Genomic DNA, 21,187 nt, shown 5'->3' with positions numbered 1-21,187 from the left:
AATGGCAAAGTTATATAGGCGTGGGACTAACTTTTATACACAGAGTGGCTCAGTTTTAGTTGGTCCCGGTCCTAATCAATCGTATACTGTTAGGCAAATTTTTGAGCGGCCCGGATGGGTCGCTTTTGACTTTCTTACTAACGTTGCTTTTACAAGCTATGGGGAAATTGGAATGGGAAAGTTCGTTGTAGAAATAAACGGTAAAGCACGATTTAGTGCTCGGGCCTCTTACACTTGGACACGCCACTATATCTTTGTAGATGAAGGAGAAAATATAATTACCTTCAAAACGGATGAAAACTATCAAAGTGGCGATACAGCTTATATACGGCACTTAGTCTGTACAGTTTTTCATGAGCAAAGTTACATTGATGGTATTGGAAGCATTACACCGCCAAAGCCTTTGCAGGAGATTCAAAGTTTTAATGTTCTTGACGGTTATACACGTTATCAACGGACAGGGCCTTCTGGTTCAACCATTGAATTTGAGGTTGTTTTAACAAAAACTCAATCGTTTAATCAATTTATGGCGGACATTGATAATTTTACTATTATAAAATATAGCGCTGGTGTTTTTGGTGGGGTTATCATCCCGCAAGACACAGAACCAACAAGGAAAGGGCCACTTTATATTGTAAGATGCCGCATGCATAGTTCAGAAAGGTCAGGGGTAGGAGTAAACGGCATATGAGGTACATCAGTGATAGGCTATTTCAAGCGATAACAAACCAATTTCAGATTGATTCTCACGGCCGACAACCGATGCAATATGTTATGGTTAAAAATCGCTTTTGGGGGCAACCTACTCCGCCTAATAGTGATTTTAACATTGAGTGGGCTCGGCTGCCGAATGTTATATCTATTGAGCTAGATGAAACAGTTGAAAGTCCAGCTAAATCATTTTCTATTACCTTAGAAAATAAGGATGGCTTATTTGCTCCTGATTATGCAAAAAACAAACGACCTACTAGCTTTGTTTGGCGTGGGAATGCTGATAGTTCATGGTTTAGGCAATTATATCCTAATACAGAAATCCAAATTCATTTAGGATATGGTGATGACATTCAAAAGGTTCTTACAGGCTACATTGACAATGTTAGAATCAATGCTGAAGCACAAACAATCACAATTACTGGACGCTCTAAATATAAAAAAGCAATTACGAATACTATTTTCCCGCCAAAAGGCAGGGAGTTTTTTATAGAAAGAAAAGACATCAATATTTATCATGCTGTGAAAGCCCTCTTGGAGGATGCTGGATTAGAAGTAGAAGGAGCGCCAGTACGCGTTCCGATTACCGGTGAACTGTATGAAACAGGAGTGAAGCTGGGGAAACGCACGCAAACCTACGATGAAGTTGTGCGAGAAGTAGTTAATAGTTTGTTCCATACGTTAACTGAGAATGCTCATGGCGTGATCCGGTTTCGCCATTTGCCGCAATACTCCCGTTCAGATCCAGCCGACTTTATTGTTGATGATTTTCTGCATATCAAAGAATTAGAATATGAGTTAGATGATGTGGAGCTTTATGGCAGAGCCCTTGTTAAATATGATAAATACGCTAGTTCTTTTATTTCGGGCTATATTGAGCGAGATATTTTGCTTGGACAAAGAAGGGAAATAGAAATTGAAGTTCCTTGGGCTAATACTCCTTCAAAAAGACATTTGGCAGCTAAAACACATTTCACTCAGATGTTATATAAGTGGCGCCGGTCATCAATTGCTATTCCTGCTAATCCAGCCATTGAGCTATGGGATATTGTAGGAATACGAGAGAAGATTTCAACAGCTACACAAAATTATCATGTGCGAGCTATCAGAACCAGCTTTTCAGAAGCTGGTTTTTTTCAGATTTTAGAGGTGTCATCTAACATTGGCTTTTCACCGCAGAAAACACCGCCGCCGCCCTCTGATTATCCTGTGATTACTAGGAAGGCCGGCACCGGTTACTTTACTGTGAGTGGCACAGTTGGAGACCGTATTGCTTTAATTATCAACGGTCAACGGACAGATGAAATTAAACTAGGTACGAGCTTTAATATACCTGCTAACCTTAAGATGGGAACAAACATTATTATCGTTGAAGGGATCTCAGCAGGCCCTAAAGATGGGGTGTCAGCTAATATACGTTTCACAGATTCGGCAGGAACGACCACAACAGTACAAACCGTTAAATACGAGCGCGAAGAGGTGGATGAACCAACAGGGTTTTATAGGGTTAGGCCACGTTCAACATGGGTGATTGAAGGGGTGTCTTGATGAGTGGAGTCATTGTACGTAATTTATATGATCCTGTCCTTTACATGCTTAAACGTCAAAAGCGACGCATTACCGGTGGTGCTGGAATCGGCGGAGACATTAATTTAATTAAACAAGATAATGTTAAAGAAGGCGGACAACTGATCCGGCAAGGAAATTTTCTTGTTGCAGTGGAGGGCGATGAAGTATATAGATATGAGCTTTACTACAATGAGAAAGGGATCTTGCATTACTTTATTGTGATTAATCGAAAAACAGGAAGAATTGAGAAGTGGTCGCTTGAATGGACACCGAATTTTACAATGTTAGTAAGGTACAACTACGATTTAATCTATGATGGGAATGATTCCCCTGATATTGATGAGGATATAGATGACGGTTTATAAAGGAGAGGGCCTATGTCACAAGGTTTTCAGGTTAATTATATAGGTGGGGGGCGGCTTGATGCTCCTTTTTTTCCAACCAAAACAAATCCTTATATCAAAGGAATTCGTGTAGAAGTGACAGCTGGTTTGCCGGCTGCTATTCATACACACATAATTGACCGTGAGTCCGAATTAATCAGTATTTCTATTGCTTGTTCTAAATATGATGATCTGGACAATTGGGATTTACTCATCAATGGCCAAGAGATCGTTGAATCAGTGTATACAAAAGAGCTCCCAGAGGGGCTTTTTTTGATGGTTGCACATCAATTATTAGTTGGTGATCAAATCGAATTACGCTACAAAAATGAGTCTGGACGGTCAAAGAGTGTATGGGTGAATTATCAATTTTTAACGGATTAAAGGAGGGTTTTTATGCCATATGTAAAAACAACATTTACAGAAGAAACGATGTTAGACGACTTTGTTAACTTAGCAGTAGAGAATGGATGGACACTTGCTAAAAAATTTCGTAAAGCTTCTTATAAATTTACTGGTATTTTTTATGGAACACCGTGGGGAAGTGAACAAATAAAGCAGCCTTTCCCCCTGAAAATAGCCGAGCATGCTATTTTGAAAAACAGGACAGGAGATTTATATGGGATTGCGCGCGTGTGTGAAAAACCTTTAACAGTGGGAGACATTCCAGATAAGTTCAAGCTCAATGAATTACCAGATCAAGTAAAGCTAGAATCAGATGATATACTACGCAAAGAATTGCATGATTGGATGCATGAACAGTGGGATTCGGTCATGATCGATACATCGAAAATATATTTTTATATGCTGGATAAAGAGCCAAACATTACAGCTGAAGCAAAAATTATTTATCCTTCTGCTAATGCAAATGTTCGTGATGTGTTGGATATTGAATTGATTGACTATGTGCCACGCAAAGCACTTAACACTCCAGGATATGAGTTTTTGCCAACTGATGAGCAAGCAATTATTAAACAATCACCTATGGTTCCAGTTTCAACAAGAGACGTAGGCGGCGATGATAATGGATGGTTAACCAATTGGTGGCCAGATTCTAAATTAAAGGTGGAAGGGTTTATTAACAATGAAACTCTTACTCTTATTATTCGTGCCGATGCAACCGCAGCTTATGATGCTAACCAGGTTCCGTCCTTTCCCGTGTATTTTGGTCGTCTTGTGCCACTAGATCCAACAGATACGCAAAATGCTTCTTTGTTTGCTGGGAGTGCGGTACCGAGTGGATCGTATAAATATGATGGAACAACACCATTTATCCCGAGCTCATCTATTCTAATGCCAACAAATAAAGCTTACCCGCAAAACCCGGGCAATGGGATTGATAACGTTATTGTTAAACGTGCCGAGCAAGGAGCTTATTATCAAGCATATTATCTAACTGGCTATATGGGGCCTGAAAAAATGCCGCCAGATCGTCAGGATGATTCAGGACGACAATTCCCATCAGCTTGGAAAAATGAAGCAAATGATGAGTACACGTATCCTCCTGTGAGCTCTTACAGCAACAAAGCAGCAGTCAGCAGGGCAATGGTGATGCATCCAGAGGAAAGACAGCGCGGCTATTTGAAAAATATTATTCTAGCTGAATCTGTTGGCCCGCGAAATAATACGCGCCTAAAAGTTAAAAAAGCAGCTTGCCCTGATGTATTCGAGTTTTATAAATATTTTGTTGTGGATGCAGTATCGCCAGTCACCAAGAAACCTGCTGTTGCTTATAGGCCCATGGCGATTGGCATTTTTGAGAAGGAGGAATAATCAATGACAACACAGTGGATTGACGAAAAGATGATGCTGCAACGTTTCCCTAATACCATTTCACGTATTATAGAAAGTGCAGGTTGGGAAGAGTTTGCGAAATACCGAGCGAAAAATGGTCAGAAGGCTGCTGAGGTTCGTTTGTTTCAAGCGATTGGATCGGACAAAGTAAAACGGAAATTCGGTTTGATTCATGCATATGACTTAGCTAATCCAACTTTTCCAGATAATCGATATGTGCCTGATACTTCTAATCTGGCAGTCATTGGCGTGGGAAATGGAACTCAGAAAGTGTTTGATTTTCCGGCTGAATATATGCTTCCCGGCACTGAATCAGTAACTATTGATGGCGCACCAGTTGAGAAAAGTGAATATAATATTGATCCAAAAGGACAAAGCATTTCATTTAATACAGCACCAAGCGGGTTAATTAAATCATCCTATTATTTATCATCTAAAGCGTTCGAACCAGCAAATGCGTTCGGCGTTTTTTTATTTGATGAGGTATCTTTTGACTTAAAAGAAACAGCGGTCCTTATAGGGGCTGGAGATGGTAGCACAACGGTTTTTAATATTGATCAGACGAATCTTAAGCCTGGTTCAGTGACCGTTTATGTGGATGGTAGGGAAGTAGATGAGTTTGATTATATTGTTGATCATGCTGCTGGCATTGTAACCTTTCATTCAGCTCCAGCTTTAGGTAATATCACGGCTGATTTCTCTTATTCACGCACACCTATTGACGGAATAGATTATGGGGATTTAGCTACTACAGGGGATGGAGGAATCAATTCGGCTGAAGGAATGGGAAACCTCGCTTACGGAGCTGCCACATTCTTAAGACCGTCCATTCCTACAGTAATGACGCTAACGAATGAAGATAATTTCAATTTATCTTTTAGCAGAGATTCGTTGCTGCAAGTATGGGGATCAATCAACAAAGATAGATTAGCAATCTTTTTCCGTGTTGATGCTGCCTCTAATCCTGATGATGTGTATTATGTGCCTCTTTATTTAGGGCGTATTAACAATAGTGGAAAAAAGCCACGGCAAAACACTGTATTGATCGGCGGGGCAAAAGAGGGAGTAACTGGTCAATGGCAAAGTAAAAAGAAGCTTGGCGGTACACTAGTCGATTATGGAGAACACACATCCAATGGAAATGATTTTGTTTCTTTGCAGCAATCTATTGGTGGATCTTATTATCAAAAACATTACTTGGCCTTTATTACACATGATCGCTTAGTAGATAAGCATGAGGCTGGTGATGGGCCTTCTGTTTATTCGGACAAATATCATCATTCTTTCATGTATATAAAACATCCATTTGATAAAGAGGTTGGGGTGCTAGATGGAATCTATGCTGTGCATCCTAAAGGTTTAGAGCAAGATGCAGAACTGGAAGTAGAAAAGACAGTGGTCCATGATTTAATCGGCATCGGGGATGGAGAAACAAAGATATTCCACTTATATCATCGATGCAAAGAAGTGAAGCCGAAGATTTATCTAAATTGTAATGAACAAACGGCATTTACTTATGATAACGATTATAAAGTTGTTGAATTTGATACTGCTCCAGCAAGCGGGGTGGAAATAACATCTTCTTATACCGTGAATGAATTGTATCAATTCAACGTGCCAAGTACACCAAGGACACCAATGAGAAGGGAAGAAGCTTCTCCATATGCTCCCATTGGCTGGGGCATCTATAAAGAAATTTTGTGAGGTGATTAATGATGAGAACATACGCCTTTTCTGTGACGGTCACTGACCAAGGTGATTCGCCTGTAGCGGAGAAACTTGGGGAAAGTAGCTATGATTCGCAAGTACAGCTGCCAAGTATCACAGGGCGTATGTATCCATTTGTCACTGAACCTGAAAAGTGGAAAGAAAAATATTATCCGGTTGTTGTTCATAATCAAATCAAACGGCCGGCAGTCACATATCCATTTGAAGTTATAGCAGATGATATTTATGACGCCATAATGATGCCGATTGATCTTGGCCAAGAAATGCAAGTGACATTGACCGTAGTCGATGTGACCACTGAATATATTGCACAAGAGACAATTATTAATGCGTACTGGTATAAGGAAGATAGCTTTATTCAAAATGATGTAATTAAAGCTGAGGTTATCCATGAAAAGGCTCTTTTCTCAGAAAAGTTACACCAAGCGTTAGTTATTAATGAAGAGACGTTTACTTCTAAATCAATAAAAATGGTTGAGCTTAATAAAAGTGAGGCTATATATGTGTGTGAACGGCCTGAATATGTTGAGTTTATCTTAGAAACAACAGAACAAAAAAGAAATCTCATCATAGAAGCTGATGAATTCATTACAGGTCGAAGTGAGTTACAACCGGCATTTCTTTCTGCTGAGTTAGCTGCTATTCAATCAACAGAAGGGCGGCTGAATACTTATGAGGCAAGCCGAATTGATTTAGAGAAAGAAGAAGCTATACCAGCAACTGTAAGCAGCCATATAATTAATATTGCGAACTCAACAGATGTAAGAGTGGTTCATATTGAGCAAATAGAGCAGCAACCAGCCTTAGAGTCTTTTCAATTACTTGATACAAAGCTTTTAGTTCCAGACGAGTTAGAGTTGTATGCAACAGAAGCAAAAGAAATCCTAGATGACATGTCCAATTTTTCATTCATAATGAGTACTGGAGATCATCTGGTTGATCATTTTGTTACACCAGATAGTTATGAAACAGAAGCTTTTGTGCTGTTACAAGATGGATCAAGTCAATCTGATGCTATTTTAATGAGCAATTTAGAAAAAGAATCTTTGTTAGAAAAAGAAACTGTTTTGATTTTAGCAGAGAACCTTATACCTGATGAATCAATATCAATGGCCACTACTATAGACATTGAACAGGCTTCTCAATCTATGTTTATTCTAGGTTTCTCTGATGTATCAGCTGTAGTTGAAAGGTTTGATAAACAGGTATCTCATGATTTATTTGTCGAATCTTTTGAAATACAAAATGATAGGACAGAGGCCGTTACAATTATTGATGCAGATAAATATTCAACTGATACGGCTTTCAGTTCTGTAAAAGAGGAGCTTTTCACTTTTGTCGAATCGGATTATTTAGAGAGTGGAACAGAACCACTTGAAACTATAGTGATAACTGACAGTCAACATAGCAAAGAAGTTTCAATGAAAGAAGCTATGGTAATAACTGACGACCAACATAGCAAAGAAGCTTTGATGAAAGAATCCATGTTTGTGGTGGAAGATCATTTCTACCCAGAAGAAGAGGAATCAAAAGAAGCAATATTAATCAAAGAGACTTTATTTGATGAGAGAGAAACAGAGATCAAAGGCAGCTTAACTGAACTGGACGGAAATCAACAATATGCACTTCTGGTTGAGGAAATTAAATTTGAAGGTATGAGTCCTCAAATAACTCAATATGAGATTCAGGAAATAGTAGAGGCTTCAATTAAAAGCACAGCTAACGAAATTAATTCCGTTGGTGTAATGGGTGAAGAAATTTCAGGCCAAGACAACACGTACTTAGTCGAAAATACTTCTTTTGAACAACTAACCTTTGATGATGTAATAGAACTAAATCAAACTTCACCTGATTTATTTGGGTCATCCAATACGCTTACCGTTCATATTTCAGAAGCAGATAATCAATTAACAGAAACTATGATTGATATACTCATAAACCAGGATGATACCATTCGGAATGAAATAGAACTTGATACAGTTGTAACGGTACCGGACGATGTAACATCGAATCCGGTTATTTCAGTTTCATTTAGCAGCATGGATAACTTTGCAAAGAACACCGTATTTTCTGTATCTAGTATTGAAGAAGATCATATAACATTTAAACCGATTATTGCTGCAGAAGCAGTCCAGTTAACAGAGGCCGAATGGCTAAGTGATGTACCGGCAGATGTAGTTGACATTGGCAATGGCGACGAATTTGAAGAGATAAACAGGAAAAAGAAAATATGGCTCATTCCTGCTCGAGCAAATTGGTATAGCAAATGGTTTACTAAGAAAACAAGATAGGGGGCTTCCAGTGCGTATTCATAAATATTCTGGTGGGCTGGTTTTCGATGAAAAATTTGATGCAATCGGCCCAGAATGGAGCACTTCTGATCCAGCTAATATAAAAATTGAAAACAATGCACTTAAACTAACACATTCTTCTTTACGGGATGTGTTTATTTTGCGTGATATACCGGCATCAGCAGGCGCATTTGAGGCAGATATAACCTATAATCCAACAGCTATAAATGACCGAGGAGGATTATTGCTGTTCAATGCCACAAATGAAACAGCAGAATTGTTGGAAAGCGAGGATGCTGCACTTTCAGCGCTTGAAAACATTAAGGTTATTCGAAATAATGATACATTCAATTTTTATATGCAACGGAACGGGTTATTTGAATTGATTGATTCCGTATCCTATCCGTTTAGCAAAATAGGGTTTGTATTGAAGCAGGGAGATGCAGCAGAATTTGTACCTCTTTATGTTGAACGCTTTATTGCTACGAAAAGCAATTGTTTGCAGGTAAAGAATTTGATGAGTGGATATAAAGTGGAATTGATAAGCGGTATGGATATAATCACCGGAATGTCTGATGTTAGTGGTGTGGTTGAATTAACATTGCCTCATTTAATTATGACGGGAACATTGAGAATCTATGATGAAACAAACAAGTTGATTGACGAAAAAACAGCCGATTTTGCCGGTGGGGATATTTACTATTGTGGAACATTTCTTGAAATTAGAAAAGAGGGAACGCCATTAAATGAGGCAAATCCTAATGGGTTGGGCCGGATGGAAAATGGTGTTTTGGAAGTAAAGTTAGATGTTTATAATCCAACAAGCATTATAGCTAATAACATTCAATTAGCTGTTCAACAATATAGCGGACAGTTTGGCTATGAGTGGGCAGATATAGCAGCAGATATTGAAGGAGTACCGGGCATATATCAAGACACTTTGCATATTCCAAGCATTGAGGGGAACAGTATGGTTTCCTTCTGGATAAAGGTTGAAAAGGTCGATACAAGCATAGATAGTGACTCTGTATCTTTCGCTATAAGTATGGAACATGCCACGGGGTGATTAGATGACAAAAGCTCGTATGCATTTGAATTTGCCGAATTTAGATAAAGTTACCTTTGTAGAAAGCCGTTACTTGTTGCCAGCTATTGGACAGTCAAACACAATTTATGTGGTAAAAGAAGATGAAACAAATGGGAGAATGCCAACGCTTTATTATTTTAATGGTAACGAATATATCATGCTCAATAGCGGCTCAGGTGGCGGCGGAATGCAAAGCTATCAACAACTGACAAAACTAGGTGTGACGGCTAACCCTTCAATGCCGCGTACTTATAATATTCCTATTGAATACACCACAACTTTTCTGAGAGCACCTGTAGAAATTTTGAAATTCACTGCTGGGGTACAAGACATAGTTAAGACTGAAATTTCCTTCGATAATGCAGATGCCTCAGATTTTACTACATCGGACTATATCAGATTTGATGGAGCAATGAGCTTGAAAACGAATTATACGGAGACAATGACGCAGGAGGCTTCATGGACAGATACTGGTTCGCTTTTAAGAAAATCTATCAATCTAGATCATTTCAAGAAGATAAATACAATTGGAGTAGGGTGAAAAATATATTAGAGTGAAGCTCAAATTTCGTTGATATAAGAAGGTGAAAAAATGGCAGGGGTAACATGGGACTATGCGAATAAAGGTATGGGCACGATTGAACCGGATGGGCTAAAGGCGACTGTTCCAAGTCATTCTGTTGCTATCCGAGCATCCGAAGGAAAAGAAATAGGTAAGTGGTATTGGGAAATAGATTTAATTAATACAGGACACAGTGCCATAATCGGAGTTTATGATGCTACTTTGCCACTTCCATCCAGTATTTATACTAACAAAAAGTCTCGCTTGGTATGGGGATATGTAGGATCGAAATGGAACGGCACTAGTGCTCCTTATGGCCAGCCGTTTACAGATGGTGATACGTTAGGAATAGCCTTAGACATGGATATAGGAACCATTGAATTTTATAAGAATGGAGTTAATCAAGGTGTAGCTTTTTCCGATTTAAAAACGCTTGGAAAAGTTTTTCCTGTATTCTCTTCTGGAAGTTCAAGCGTTCCTGTTACAGTTAGAGCAAATTTCGGAGCCACTCCCTTTAAATACCCTGTTCCATTAGGGTTTCAACCATACCAACTTTTAATTAAAACGCTTATTTCATCAAATGATAAATATTTAAAGTGGAATGACGCTGTTAAAGCTTGGGAAACCGTTTCTGTTGGTTTACCGTCAAAATCACAATTTGAGCAGGAAGGCATGGAAGACTTATCCGTGCTGAATAGGGTAAATGGATACTCTCCTTTAGATGAACTCACAGGGGAAATAGAAATTGTTGTATGGACAGAGGAGATCAATGCACAAAAAAACTTAAATATGGCTGCTATTCCGCAGGATCAACTTGTTTTGCCAACGAAGGATATTAATATTCGTTCAGTTGAAAATATTGATTCATTTATATTGAATGTGACACAAGCAGGACAAGGGGCAATCAAAACAGTTGTGTCATTTGATAAGGGAACAACTTGGTACACACGCTCTTCTGGTTCATGGATTGAGACAGATTTAGCCAATATAAAGACAGAAGGAATAACGCCTGCTGCATTGAATACAATCACATCAAGTGAATGGGCTGCTTTGCGCGGAACAAGCAATACAGTGCGGTTTGCATATCATCTTTCAATAGAAGAGATAACAGATATTGCAACAGTAAATGATCTAATCAGTCAGATGGATATGAAAGGCACTTGGAAAAAAGCCGTGCACGGTATTGACTATGATTATGAGTATCCAAATAATGATCAATTGTCTGTAACCATTTACCAGAATGGGGATTATAAGATAAACTATTAACAATAGTTCAATAGTTGTTAGTAGGAGGGGCCTATGAAAATTGTTTCGGGAGCATTATGGGTGACGCTTATCTGTATAGGACTAGATATTTTAATTTATGGTGCGATGTCCGGCATAGCAGCAGCTACAGGGGAGAAATACTGGGAAGATCTTTTCTTTAAATTAGGCGTAGACTTGGGAGTGTTTTTTACTTTCGTTGCCATGGCTATAGCGATTGTTTGGGGAATTATGAAAATAACTTTAAAGAGAGCTAGAGACCTATAATGATAGGTCTCTTTTTTATATAAGAAAAGGGATATAAGTTGTGAGGAGGGATCAGTGTGGAGGCGGAAAACACAATGGCAGACCGGATTGATAATCATGAAATGCGTATCAGCCAACTAGAGACAAATTACGGAGAAGTCATCAAGAAAATTGACAGCATGGAAATGGGGCAAAAAGATATTCAAAATGTTGTTTTAAAGGAGTTCAGTTCTACCAAAGATATGTTGAATACTCAAAGTGCTATGAACCAAAAATTGCTGGAGCAAATGTATGGCATTAAAACTTTGAAAATTACTACACGAAAAGACATCTATATTGGATTACTGGGAGGTTCAGGAATTATCGGCATTCTTGCTCTCATTATTTCCAGTTGGGATCAAATTTTGAAAATATTTGGAGGTTAAGCAAATGAATATTAATTGGAAAGTGCGGGCAAAAAACCCGCTTTTTTGGTTTCAACTATTTTTGTCCGTTGTCGTGCCAGTCGGTGCATATTTCGGTTTAACAGGTCAAGACATTACGTCTTGGCCTATTTTATTTGAAGTTACATTGAAAGCATTGTCTAATCCATATGTGCTATTTATCGTTGGTGTCAGCGTGTTTAATGCTTTGAACGATCCGACTGTAAAAGGCGTAGGAGACAGCAATCTAGCCATGAAATATAAAGAACCGAAGGGGAGGGGATAAAATAATGAGTAAAATTGCAGATTTATCTCATCATCAAGGTGTAATTGACTGGGGTAAGGCATCAAAGGAGCTGTCTCTTGCTATTCTCAGGGTACAAGATGGAAGCAGGGTCCGAGATCGCCAATATAAAAGCTATGTAGCAGGTGCGAAGAAGCATGGTGTACCATTTGGAAACTATGCTTTTTGCCGGTTTATTTCCATTGCTGATGCCAAAAAAGAAGCACAGGACTTCTGGAAGAGAGGCGATAAAGACGCTCTGTTCTGGGTAGCTGATGTAGAAGTTAAAACTATGAACGATATGAGAGCTGGAACACAGGCTTTCATTGATGAATTGCGAAGGTTAGGAGCAGAAAGAGTCGGCCTATATGTTGGTCACCACACTTATAAGCTGTTCCAGGCAGATAAGATCAAAGCGGATTTCGTTTGGATTCCTCGTTATGGAGGAAAGAAGCCAGATTATGATTGCGATCTTCATCAATATACCGAGACTGGCCGTTTAGCTGGTGTAAAAGGAAATGTGGACTTGAACCAACTAATAGGAAACAAACAACTGTCATGGTTTCTAAATAAGGAAGAAACAAAGGCTGCTGTCATTACAAGAGGGAAATATCGTATCTATACTGGTGTATTTAAAACGAACGAGGAAGCGGAGAAGCATGCTGAGCGGATCGGCTCCAAATTAGGTTACAAACCATTTGTTAAGGAGAAAAGAATTTGGACAGGCGTATTTAATACACTGGAATCGGCTATGACTGCTCAACAGAACATTAGTCATGAGTTTGGTTTTAACCCTCAAATAAGGCAAGAAGAGTAATAAATGAAAGCCTCTATCCGTTTGGATAGGGGCTTTTTTCATTTTGTACACTCATTCAACAGTTTCTCTAATTGTGATTCTTATTACTTGTTCGGTTTTAGAATTATATTTAATCTCTACAAGAGCCCAAAATTCTCTGCTGTTCTCTTTCAACCACAGCTTAAATTTTTCTGTAGAATGATCCGGGCTATTGTATCTGCCAACATGAAGATAATCAATGACTGCCGCATTCGGATATTTTTGTTTGGCCTTTTGTACAGCGAAGGCTCCCCATTTTGCATAAGAGGGTGCTTGATCTTTTGCATAGACTATATTATCCAAGCTAACTTGGACTGAAGCTAAACCTATAGGAATCAATACCATGCAATACAATAAGCTAAGAAGTAATTTATACATATTAAAATCCCTTTTAGGATAGCTTTAGCAAGCTTATCGACATTATTCATAGTTCTTCCCTAGATGCTAAGAGTTTGATTTTAATCGGCAAATTAAACAGAAATAAAGGAAAGCCCCTGTCCTTGATGGATGGGGCTTTTTTTATTTATTTAAAGTACATTTTATTAATAAGAAAAATAGAAAAAAGTGGATTTTTTGTCTATTATCTGTTTACTTAAGTTAATAGATTTGTTATAATAAGAGTATAGAAAGGAGGTGAACAAGGTGGAGGAATTCAAAAACATCGTCCTCACTATCGCGGCAATCTTAGCAAGTGTCAAAACGGCGTTGGAACTGTTCGACCGAGTTAAGAAAAAAGATAGTAAGAACGACTAAACTAAGGGGAGGAAAGAGCGGGGCAACGCTCTTCCTCTTCTAAAAATTATATCACATCCACCTTTAAATTATGAAAAGAAAGAGCAGAGTATCAACAACCGATCTTTTGTTTTTCATCGTCTTTGCCGCATGGTTATCTGATATGAATTTTGATGAAATGAATCTAATTAAATGGATTGGCTTTTCAGCAGCTATATTATGGGTCATTTTGTTTGTTGTAAAGTTGTTAGTACCAGAAAGGAAACGGTGAGGAAATGGAATATCATTTAAAAAATCGTGAAGAAGTAGAACGGTTCGTTATTGAACAAGTATTGACCACTTCAGAAGCAATAGAAATTCTGGGGGTTACCAGGCAAAGGATGAATTCATTAATTTCAACTGGAAAGATTACACCAGTGAAAAAACTTAACAGAGAAACCTTATTTTTAAGAAGCGATATTGAAGCCCGGAAAGCAGAGCAGGATGAACTGCGCAAAAAATATCGCCCGTTTGATAGCTAAAATACTTTTCCCGCTTCTATTAAGCGGGGCTTTTTTATTTGTTAACACATGGAAGGATTTCGTAATTTTTTATGGAAATATACCTATGCAATGATAAAAGGGGGAGAGTAGAGTGATTCGCTCACTAGAGGGTGTAAGCACGCTTGATGAACTAGAGGATTTGGTGTTTAAGCAAGGTTACGAAATTAGATGTAGAAATACTGGGTTGATGGTCGGTGTCGCACAGCCTGTGCCAATTGATAAAATGGCTCTTCATCTCTCAGATGGAACGCCAGTCTTTTCTCTAATCAGCGAATTACATCCAAGGTTCGAACTTGTGGAAGCAGGAAGAAATAGAAGGGGATCACATGCAATAAAACAGTCTTGATAAACGCAAGCCCTTGTCCTTAGCGGACGGGGGCTTTTTGTTCATGTAAACAATTAAAATAAAAAAGCTTGATATATATTTAAATGTTCTTGAATCTGTTTTGACGGCCCCATAGAAGATGCAGAAAGACTTTAATTTTAAGACATGAATAAGGAAAAAACGACAAAGGAACAACCCGAACGATTTCATTTTCCCTAATAAAACAAATAAAATTTACCAAATTCAACATTTAATGAGTCTTTTGGTTTAAAATGGGGATAAAAATCATAGTGAGAGCCCAACGTGACAACTACTCTATACTTTTATAATTACGGAATATATTTATAAAGGTATCTATTACTAATTAATACATGGGTTTTCTGGATATCGGGGAGGAAATTAAACATGAGGACTCTTGAAGTTAAAGGTACACAATTATTTACAGTTCACAAGATTGATGACGAAAACAACACAATTAGTCAAGTAAATATTGAAACTAAAGATTTTAAAGCTTTCGTAAGTAAATTATTGGTTCAAAGTACAACAGCTACTAATAAACGTAGTTTTAAATTTGCAAGGGAGTCCTCCGAATTTGCACAGATAATTAGCAGTCTTATTAGTAATTCTGATCAACATGATTTTGAGTTTATTTTTGAGACAAAAACGAGAGAACTATCAGAAAAATTATTAGACGTACAAAAAAAATCTGCTAAAAAACATTCAGGAATAAATCGACCAAAAAAAGGTAGCTTAGTAGTAGCTTGTTTAAAGGAAGAGAATAAAATTGATTTTTTAATTTCTAAAATAGATCAAGCAATATTTTTAAACCTTGAAGATTCATTATATAAAAATGGTTTACCTGAGGAAAAAGCAACTCAGAAGTCATGCAGTATTTCTTATCAATTGGTAGGCGATGAATATCAATTAGTAGACATAATTGTATCAGATACACAAGCGAAAATTGCTTCTTTTTGGTGTGAGGATTTCTTAGAGCTTAAAGAATTAAAAACAAATGAAAAAAATACTAGAAATGCATTTAACGCCATTGATAATGTTCTTACTACCTATGTTAAAAAGAAATCTTTACACGATTACACAGAATTAAGAAATAGCTTGGTAGGATATTTTAGGAAAAGGACCTCTTTCAAATTTGACGATATGATAGAATATGTTGTAGGTGAATATATTCCAGAAAACGAGAAAATTAGTATACCTGATTTGAAAAATCGCTTAAACTCATTGCCGGAGAAAAAAGATTTTGATACAGCTTTTGACATTGTTGTAGATGAAGTAAAGGCCAGGTTTAAAAGAAGTTATAAAGTTTCAGACAAGATTGAATTAAGAACTTCCGATTATATAGAGGATTTAAAAAACACAATAGTAGCAAAAGAAGATGAGTATGGAGAAAGAGTATTAGTCATTAAGAATATTAATGAAGATCTTTACAACACATTTAAAAAAGAAGAGGAATGAAACTAAATGAGAAGAGTATTGGAGAATTTTAAAAAGTATTCATCAAATATAGTCTTAAATAAAGAATACGAAGATTTTTCTTCCTATACTCTTTCAGTTGAAATAGCAGATATAAAGATGAATTTTCAATGGGAGGACTTAGAGTATTTCACAACATTTATCAATGATCGAGACAGAACTTCGCTCAACGTTACTGTTAATGATGGAGAACCCTTTCTCTTTAAATTTACAGATGATTTTGAAGGTCAAGACGTTACATCTATATTAGAAAGTATCAATCAAATAGTTGATGAGGAAAGTATAGTTAAAATAGAGTATACAGTTTTTAAAGTAAGAGAAAACTCTGTGCTCTCAATATATAACATAGGTCGTTTTAATTCTTATCTCGGTAGTTTAAAGATACTTCCTCTTTTAAAGCAATTACAAAAGAATCTTGACTTTACAGTTCTAAATAAGTTTGAAATGCAGGAGAATAAAGAATCTAAAATTTATTTTCAAAGTTCTTTAATGATTTTTGCACCAAAAGAAAAACTACATAGTATTGATATTCATCCTGAAAGAGAGTTTAGAAGAGATGTATTAAAGAAAAGGCAATATAGTACCAATCCGCAAAGCTTTTCTGATTTTGAAATTATTCCAAATGATTTTGATAATGTAAATTCTGATAAGAGTGCTCCAAACGGTATTGTAACAATCTTTGATAAATTAAAAATCATATTTTCAGCTTCTTTTCTTGCAAATACGTCTGATATAACAAGAGATAACTTGATTAAGTTAGGGGTTATTGGGCATAAATATATTGATAGTACTGTTAGCTTTCAGAACTTTAGAGAAGACTCTGCTGAAATTTTTTATCATATATATCAATGGGTTTATGAACAAGGCGATACTCACGATAAGCTTGATTTATCGAGAAATATAATTTCTAGATATTTAACTACTTCTGGAGATAGTTGGATATTACCTAAAGATACATTAAGTTCAATCCAATCTGCTCACGCGATATACCTTAAAGAAAATGTTGAGAAATACATTGAAACCAAAAATAAGGTGTCAGAAATTACGAATGAATTGTCCATAAAGAGTAAGGAAATTTCCCAACACTTTATTTCAAGTTTTAAGAACAATAATATTACGATAATGACTTATTTTATCTCGATCTTTGTTTTTAATTCATTAGCATTTAATAGCATTCAAAAAGTTTTTTCTAAGGAGAAGTTTTATTTATCTGTTGCCTTTTTGTTCGTATCATGTATTCATCTTGTCATAACTAACTTGCAAACTAATAGAGATATCAGATTGAACATTAAATACTATTTTGCTATGAAAAGAATATATAAAGATATTTTTGATGTCCATGAATTAAATGCTTTATTTCACAAGAGACAGTTAAAATACAACATCAAAAATATAAAAGATACAATGCATTTCTATACACTTTTATGGGTGATTGAAATTTTCCTGCTTTTTGCATTAACTATATTTCTTACTTTCTTTATTTAAGATATAAATAAAATTGATTAAACCAGCAGTTTTTGACAGCAGAAAGTTTTTATTTTTGGGGCCCAAATGGGGACCAAATCTGTATATATTCAATCTAATTCAGTATTAAAGGCGAGAGAGGAAGAGCGGCAAAAGCTTTATATATTAGGGATTGGCGCGTATTAAGTATTATGCAGTTTTATCCGCTCACCACACTGGCAGTGTAGAGGTCAGCGGTTCGAGCCCGCTATGCTCCATTATGACCAAGAGCCTGCAGACAAGCTTGTCTGCAGGCTCTTTATTTGTTTGACTGCTAGTAACTACTCATCCTGCAATAAACATAACGGTGATAATGATAGCTGATAAAATAAGTCCCCCGGTAATTCTTGTCCATTTTGTTGTCATGCCATTCTCCTCTCTACCTTTAAGCGCCGAAAATCTCTTTTTTTGTATTATTCCCTCCATCTAAAAAAATATGCCTGTTTCTTAGAAAAGTATCCTGATCTCTTTTACTTTGTTTATTAACTGGAAATATCGCCTGAGAAGATTTAAAATGATAGACGGTTTTTACTTTTAAAAACCATCTAGATTTACTCAAAGGAGAACATCTATGGATAGTCCAAAGCTCAATCCTTATGCCGTGTTGATTATTGGAGTTTTTTTTGTTTCTACTTCAGCAATATTCGTCAAGCTGTCGTCAGCTGATGCTGGTGTAATAGCATTTTACCGCCTGTTATTTACTGTTTTGCTCATGCTCCCTTTATTTCTTTTTAAATATGTAGGAGAACTTAAAGCTGTTTCAAAGAAGGATTGGTTTTTCTCTCTTGTCGCTGGCATCTTTCTGGCTTTTCACTTTATTCTATGGTTTGAGTCCTTGAACTACACTTCTGTGGCGAGTTCCACTGTGCTGGTTACTTTGCAGCCGCTTTTTGCTTTTGCTGGTACATATTTTATCTTTAAGGAACGGTTTACGTTGGGAGCGCTAATTGGAGGCGGCGTAGCCATTGGAGGGAGTTTTATTATTGGATGGGGCGATTTCCAGGTTAGTGGAAAAGCGCTTTACGGAGATATCCTTGCTCTTATTGCTTGTGGATTAATTACAGGCTACTTGTTGTTTGGACAAATAATCCGCAAAAGGATGTCTTTGATAACCTATACGTTTATTGTCTACTTTAATTGTACAATTGTTCTCTTTTTTTATGTGTTAATGAAAAAAGAATCATTTTATCCTTATCCTGCAAGGGAATGGGTCTATTTCTTTTTATTAGCTGTTTTGTCTAATTTACTTGGGCACACCTTATTCAACTGGTCTATCAAATATATTAGTACTTCGGTTGTGTCAATGGCTATATTGCTCGAGCCGATCGGTGCAAGCATTCTTGCTTGGTGGCTGCTTAAAGAAAAGTTAATAACGCCTCAAATAGTTGGAGGAGCTATTGTGCTTGTGGGCCTCTTATTATTCGTAGCTGACCCAAAGAAGATAAAAAACATTATTCATAATCGAAAACGGCAGACAGACTCGTAAAGCAAGGAACTAAATTAGTTCCTTGCTTTTAGTTTGATAAAAAGCAGTAAAGGAAAAAGGTATTTAAAAGAGTTGGGAAGCAGTGGTAAAATAGAGAATGATATTCTTTAAGTGAAAGAACATAAAAACTATATTTTTTTAAAAAAACACTTGTCACTTTTAATAGAGCATGATATATTATTACTTGTCCGAAAGACAAAAACAAAAAGATGAAGTTAAAATGTTTTTGACAGGACGAAGCGAGTGTGCTATTGTTGAAAAGCACTTAAAAATTGATCTTTGAAAACTGAACAAAATACATGCCAGTAAGTTAATTCTTATTTTTAAATTATGAGCAAGTCAAACAATCTTTTTGGAGAGTTTGATCCTGGCTCAGGACGAACGCTGGCGGCGTGCCTAATACATGCAAGTCGAGCGGACTTGACGGAGCTTGCTCTGTTCAAGTTAGCGGCGGACGGGTGAGTAACACGTGGGTAACCTGCCTGTAAGACTGGGATAACTCCGGGAAACCGGGGCTAATACCGGATATTCTTTTTCTTCGCATGAAGAGGAATGGAAAGGCGGCTTTTAGCTGTCACTTACAGATGGACCCGCGGCGCATTAGCTAGTTGGTGAGGTAACGGCTCACCAAGGCGACGATGCGTAGCCGACCTGAGAGGGTGATCGGCCACACTGGGACTGAGACACGGCCCAGACTCCTACGGGAGGCAGCAGTAGGGAATCTTCCGCAATGGACGAAAGTCTGACGGAGCAACGCCGCGTGAGTGAAGAAGGTTTTCGGATCGTAAAGCTCTGTTGTCAGGGAAGAACAAGTACCAAAGTAACTGTTGGTACCTTGACGGTACCTGACCAGAAAGCCACGGCTAACTACGTGCCAGCAGCCGCGGTAATACGTAGGTGGCAAGCGTTGTCCGGAATTATTGGGCGTAAAGCGCGCGCAGGCGGCTTCTTAAGTCTGATGTGAAAGCCCACGGCTCAACCGTGGAGGGTCATTGGAAACTGGGAGGCTTGAGTGCAGAAGAGGAGAGCGGAATTCCACGTGTAGCGGTGAAATGCGTAGAGATGTGGAGGAACACCAGTGGCGAAGGCGGCTCTCTGGTCTGTAACTGACGCTGAGGCGCGAAAGCGTGGGGAGCGAACAGGATTAGATACCCTGGTAGTCCACGCCGTAAACGATGAGTGCTAAGTGTTGGAGGGTTTCCGCCCTTCAGTGCTGCAGCTAACGCATTAAGCACTCCGCCTGGGGAGTACGGCCGCAAGGCTGAAACTCAAAGGAATTGACGGGGGCCCGCACAAGCGGTGGAGCATGTGGTTTAATTCGAAGCAACGCGAAGAACCTTACCAGGTCTTGACATCCCGCTGACCGGTCTGGAGACAGACCTTTCCCTTCGGGGACAGCGGTGACAGGTGGTGCATGGTTGTCGTCAGCTCGTGTCGTGAGATGTTGGGTTAAGTCCCGCAACGAGCGCAACCCTTGATCTTAGTTGCCAGCATTCAGTTGGGCACTCTAAGGTGACTGCCGGTGACAAACCGGAGGAAGGTGGGGATGACGTCAAATCATCATGCCCCTTATGACCTGGGCTACACACGTGCTACAATGGATGGTACAAAGGGCTGCAAGACCGCAAGGTTTAGCCAATCCCATAAAACCATTCTCAGTTCGGATTGCAGGCTGCAACTCGCCTGCATGAAGCCGGAATCGCTAGTAATCGCGGATCAGCATGCCGCGGTGAATACGTTCCCGGGCCTTGTACACACCGCCCGTCACACCACGAGAGTTTGCAACACCCGAAGTCGGTGGGGTAACCCTTACGGGAGCCAGCCGCCTAAGGTGGGGCAGATGATTGGGGTGAAGTCGTAACAAGGTAGCCGTATCGGAAGGTGCGGCTGGATCACCTCCTTTCTAAGGAACTTGTGAACCGTGTCAGGCTTTT

At 38.2% G+C, this 21,187-nt stretch carries 20 protein-coding genes and 1 rRNA gene; 20 read left to right on the top strand and 1 reads right to left on the bottom strand.

All coding sequences use genetic code 11. The features are described from left to right. Position 1 precedes the first annotated feature (1 nt). Genes CJ483_RS08590 through CJ483_RS08525 form a run of 14 tightly spaced genes read left to right on the top strand, consistent with a single transcriptional unit; the run spans position 2 to position 13,156 of the window. Entirely contained in the window at positions 2-691 is a 690-nt protein-coding gene (locus CJ483_RS08590; protein WP_120034003.1) for a hypothetical protein, read from the top strand. Beyond that, on the top strand, positions 688-2,259 hold the full coding sequence (locus CJ483_RS08585) for a hypothetical protein (protein WP_120034001.1): 1,572 nt from the start codon (positions 688-690) through the stop codon (positions 2,257-2,259). The genes CJ483_RS08590 and CJ483_RS08585 overlap by 4 nt, the downstream gene beginning before the upstream one ends. Next, on the top strand, positions 2,259-2,645 hold the full coding sequence (locus tag CJ483_RS08580; protein ID WP_120033999.1) for a hypothetical protein: 387 nt from the start codon (positions 2,259-2,261) through the stop codon (positions 2,643-2,645). Before CJ483_RS08585 ends, CJ483_RS08580 begins: the two co-directional genes overlap by 1 nt. Positions 2,646-2,657: 12 nt before the next feature. Further along, on the top strand, positions 2,658-3,047 hold the full coding sequence (locus tag CJ483_RS08575) for a Low copy number virion structural protein (RefSeq protein ID WP_120033997.1): 390 nt from the start codon (positions 2,658-2,660) through the stop codon (positions 3,045-3,047). Positions 3,048-3,059: 12 nt separating this feature from the next. Then, positions 3,060-4,436: a hypothetical protein gene (locus CJ483_RS08570; RefSeq protein ID WP_120033995.1), complete on the top strand. Its 1,377-nt coding sequence runs from the start codon at positions 3,060-3,062 to the stop codon at positions 4,434-4,436. Between the two features lie 3 nt (positions 4,437-4,439). Then, on the top strand, positions 4,440-6,161 hold the full coding sequence (locus CJ483_RS08565) for a hypothetical protein (protein ID WP_120033992.1): 1,722 nt from the start codon (positions 4,440-4,442) through the stop codon (positions 6,159-6,161). 8 nt (positions 6,162-6,169) lie between these two features. Next, on the top strand, positions 6,170-8,476 hold the full coding sequence (locus CJ483_RS08560) for a hypothetical protein (protein ID WP_142927219.1): 2,307 nt from the start codon (positions 6,170-6,172) through the stop codon (positions 8,474-8,476). 10 nt (positions 8,477-8,486) lie between these two features. After that, positions 8,487-9,542 carry a hypothetical protein gene (locus CJ483_RS08555; protein WP_120033988.1) on the top strand — a complete coding sequence of 352 codons (1,056 nt, stop codon included), beginning with the start codon at positions 8,487-8,489 and terminating at the stop codon, positions 9,540-9,542. Between the two features lie 4 nt (positions 9,543-9,546). After that, on the top strand, positions 9,547-10,104 hold the full coding sequence (locus CJ483_RS08550; RefSeq protein ID WP_120033986.1) for a hypothetical protein: 558 nt from the start codon (positions 9,547-9,549) through the stop codon (positions 10,102-10,104). A gap of 51 nt (positions 10,105-10,155) precedes the next feature. Then, positions 10,156-11,391: an SPRY domain-containing protein gene (locus CJ483_RS08545; RefSeq protein WP_120033984.1), complete on the top strand. Its 1,236-nt coding sequence runs from the start codon at positions 10,156-10,158 to the stop codon at positions 11,389-11,391. Between the two features lie 33 nt (positions 11,392-11,424). Then, complete coding sequence (locus tag CJ483_RS08540; protein ID WP_120033982.1) at positions 11,425-11,655, top strand: hypothetical protein; 231 nt, start codon at positions 11,425-11,427, stop codon at positions 11,653-11,655. Positions 11,656-11,711: 56 nt separating this feature from the next. Beyond that, positions 11,712-12,059: a hypothetical protein gene (locus CJ483_RS08535; protein WP_120033980.1), complete on the top strand. Its 348-nt coding sequence runs from the start codon at positions 11,712-11,714 to the stop codon at positions 12,057-12,059. Positions 12,060-12,063: 4 nt separating this feature from the next. Then, a complete protein-coding gene (locus CJ483_RS08530; RefSeq protein WP_182917000.1) occupies positions 12,064-12,342 on the top strand; it encodes a phage holin in 279 nt (92 codons plus the stop codon). 4 nt (positions 12,343-12,346) lie between these two features. Then, a complete protein-coding gene (locus CJ483_RS08525; protein ID WP_120033978.1) occupies positions 12,347-13,156 on the top strand; it encodes a glycoside hydrolase family 25 protein in 810 nt (269 codons plus the stop codon). 51 nt (positions 13,157-13,207) lie between these two features. Here CJ483_RS08525 and CJ483_RS08520 read toward each other — a convergent pair whose 3' ends face one another. After that, complete coding sequence (locus tag CJ483_RS08520; RefSeq protein ID WP_120033976.1) at positions 13,208-13,552, bottom strand: DUF3889 domain-containing protein; 345 nt, start codon at positions 13,550-13,552, stop codon at positions 13,208-13,210. A 629-nt stretch (positions 13,553-14,181) separates the two neighbouring features. Here CJ483_RS08520 and CJ483_RS08515 point away from each other — a divergent pair. From CJ483_RS08515 to CJ483_RS08490, 6 genes are all read left to right on the top strand, one after another. Beyond that, the gene (locus CJ483_RS08515) at positions 14,182-14,427 is read left to right on the top strand and encodes a helix-turn-helix domain-containing protein (RefSeq protein WP_120033974.1); all 246 of its coding nucleotides are present in this window, start codon (positions 14,182-14,184) and stop codon (positions 14,425-14,427) included. Between the two features lie 112 nt (positions 14,428-14,539). Beyond that, complete coding sequence (locus CJ483_RS08510) at positions 14,540-14,794, top strand: hypothetical protein (protein ID WP_120033972.1); 255 nt, start codon at positions 14,540-14,542, stop codon at positions 14,792-14,794. Positions 14,795-15,178: 384 nt separating this feature from the next. Continuing rightward, positions 15,179-16,246: a nucleoid-associated protein gene (locus CJ483_RS08505; protein ID WP_120033970.1), complete on the top strand. Its 1,068-nt coding sequence runs from the start codon at positions 15,179-15,181 to the stop codon at positions 16,244-16,246. A 6-nt stretch (positions 16,247-16,252) separates the two neighbouring features. After that, a complete protein-coding gene (locus CJ483_RS08500; protein ID WP_120033968.1) occupies positions 16,253-17,749 on the top strand; it encodes a hypothetical protein in 1,497 nt (498 codons plus the stop codon). A gap of 589 nt (positions 17,750-18,338) precedes the next feature. Next, complete coding sequence (locus CJ483_RS08495; protein WP_120033966.1) at positions 18,339-19,253, top strand: DMT family transporter; 915 nt, start codon at positions 18,339-18,341, stop codon at positions 19,251-19,253. Positions 19,254-19,602: 349 nt separating this feature from the next. Continuing rightward, positions 19,603-21,156: ribosomal RNA gene (locus CJ483_RS08490) — 16S ribosomal RNA — on the top strand. Positions 21,157-21,187: the final 31 nt, after the last annotated feature.

Source organism: Bacillus sp. PK3_68, from assembly GCF_003600835.1.
Taxonomy (GTDB): domain Bacteria; phylum Bacillota; class Bacilli; order Bacillales; family Domibacillaceae; genus Pseudobacillus.
Note: the sequence above shows the minus strand (reverse complement) of the source record. Positions and strands in the feature narration are given on the sequence as shown.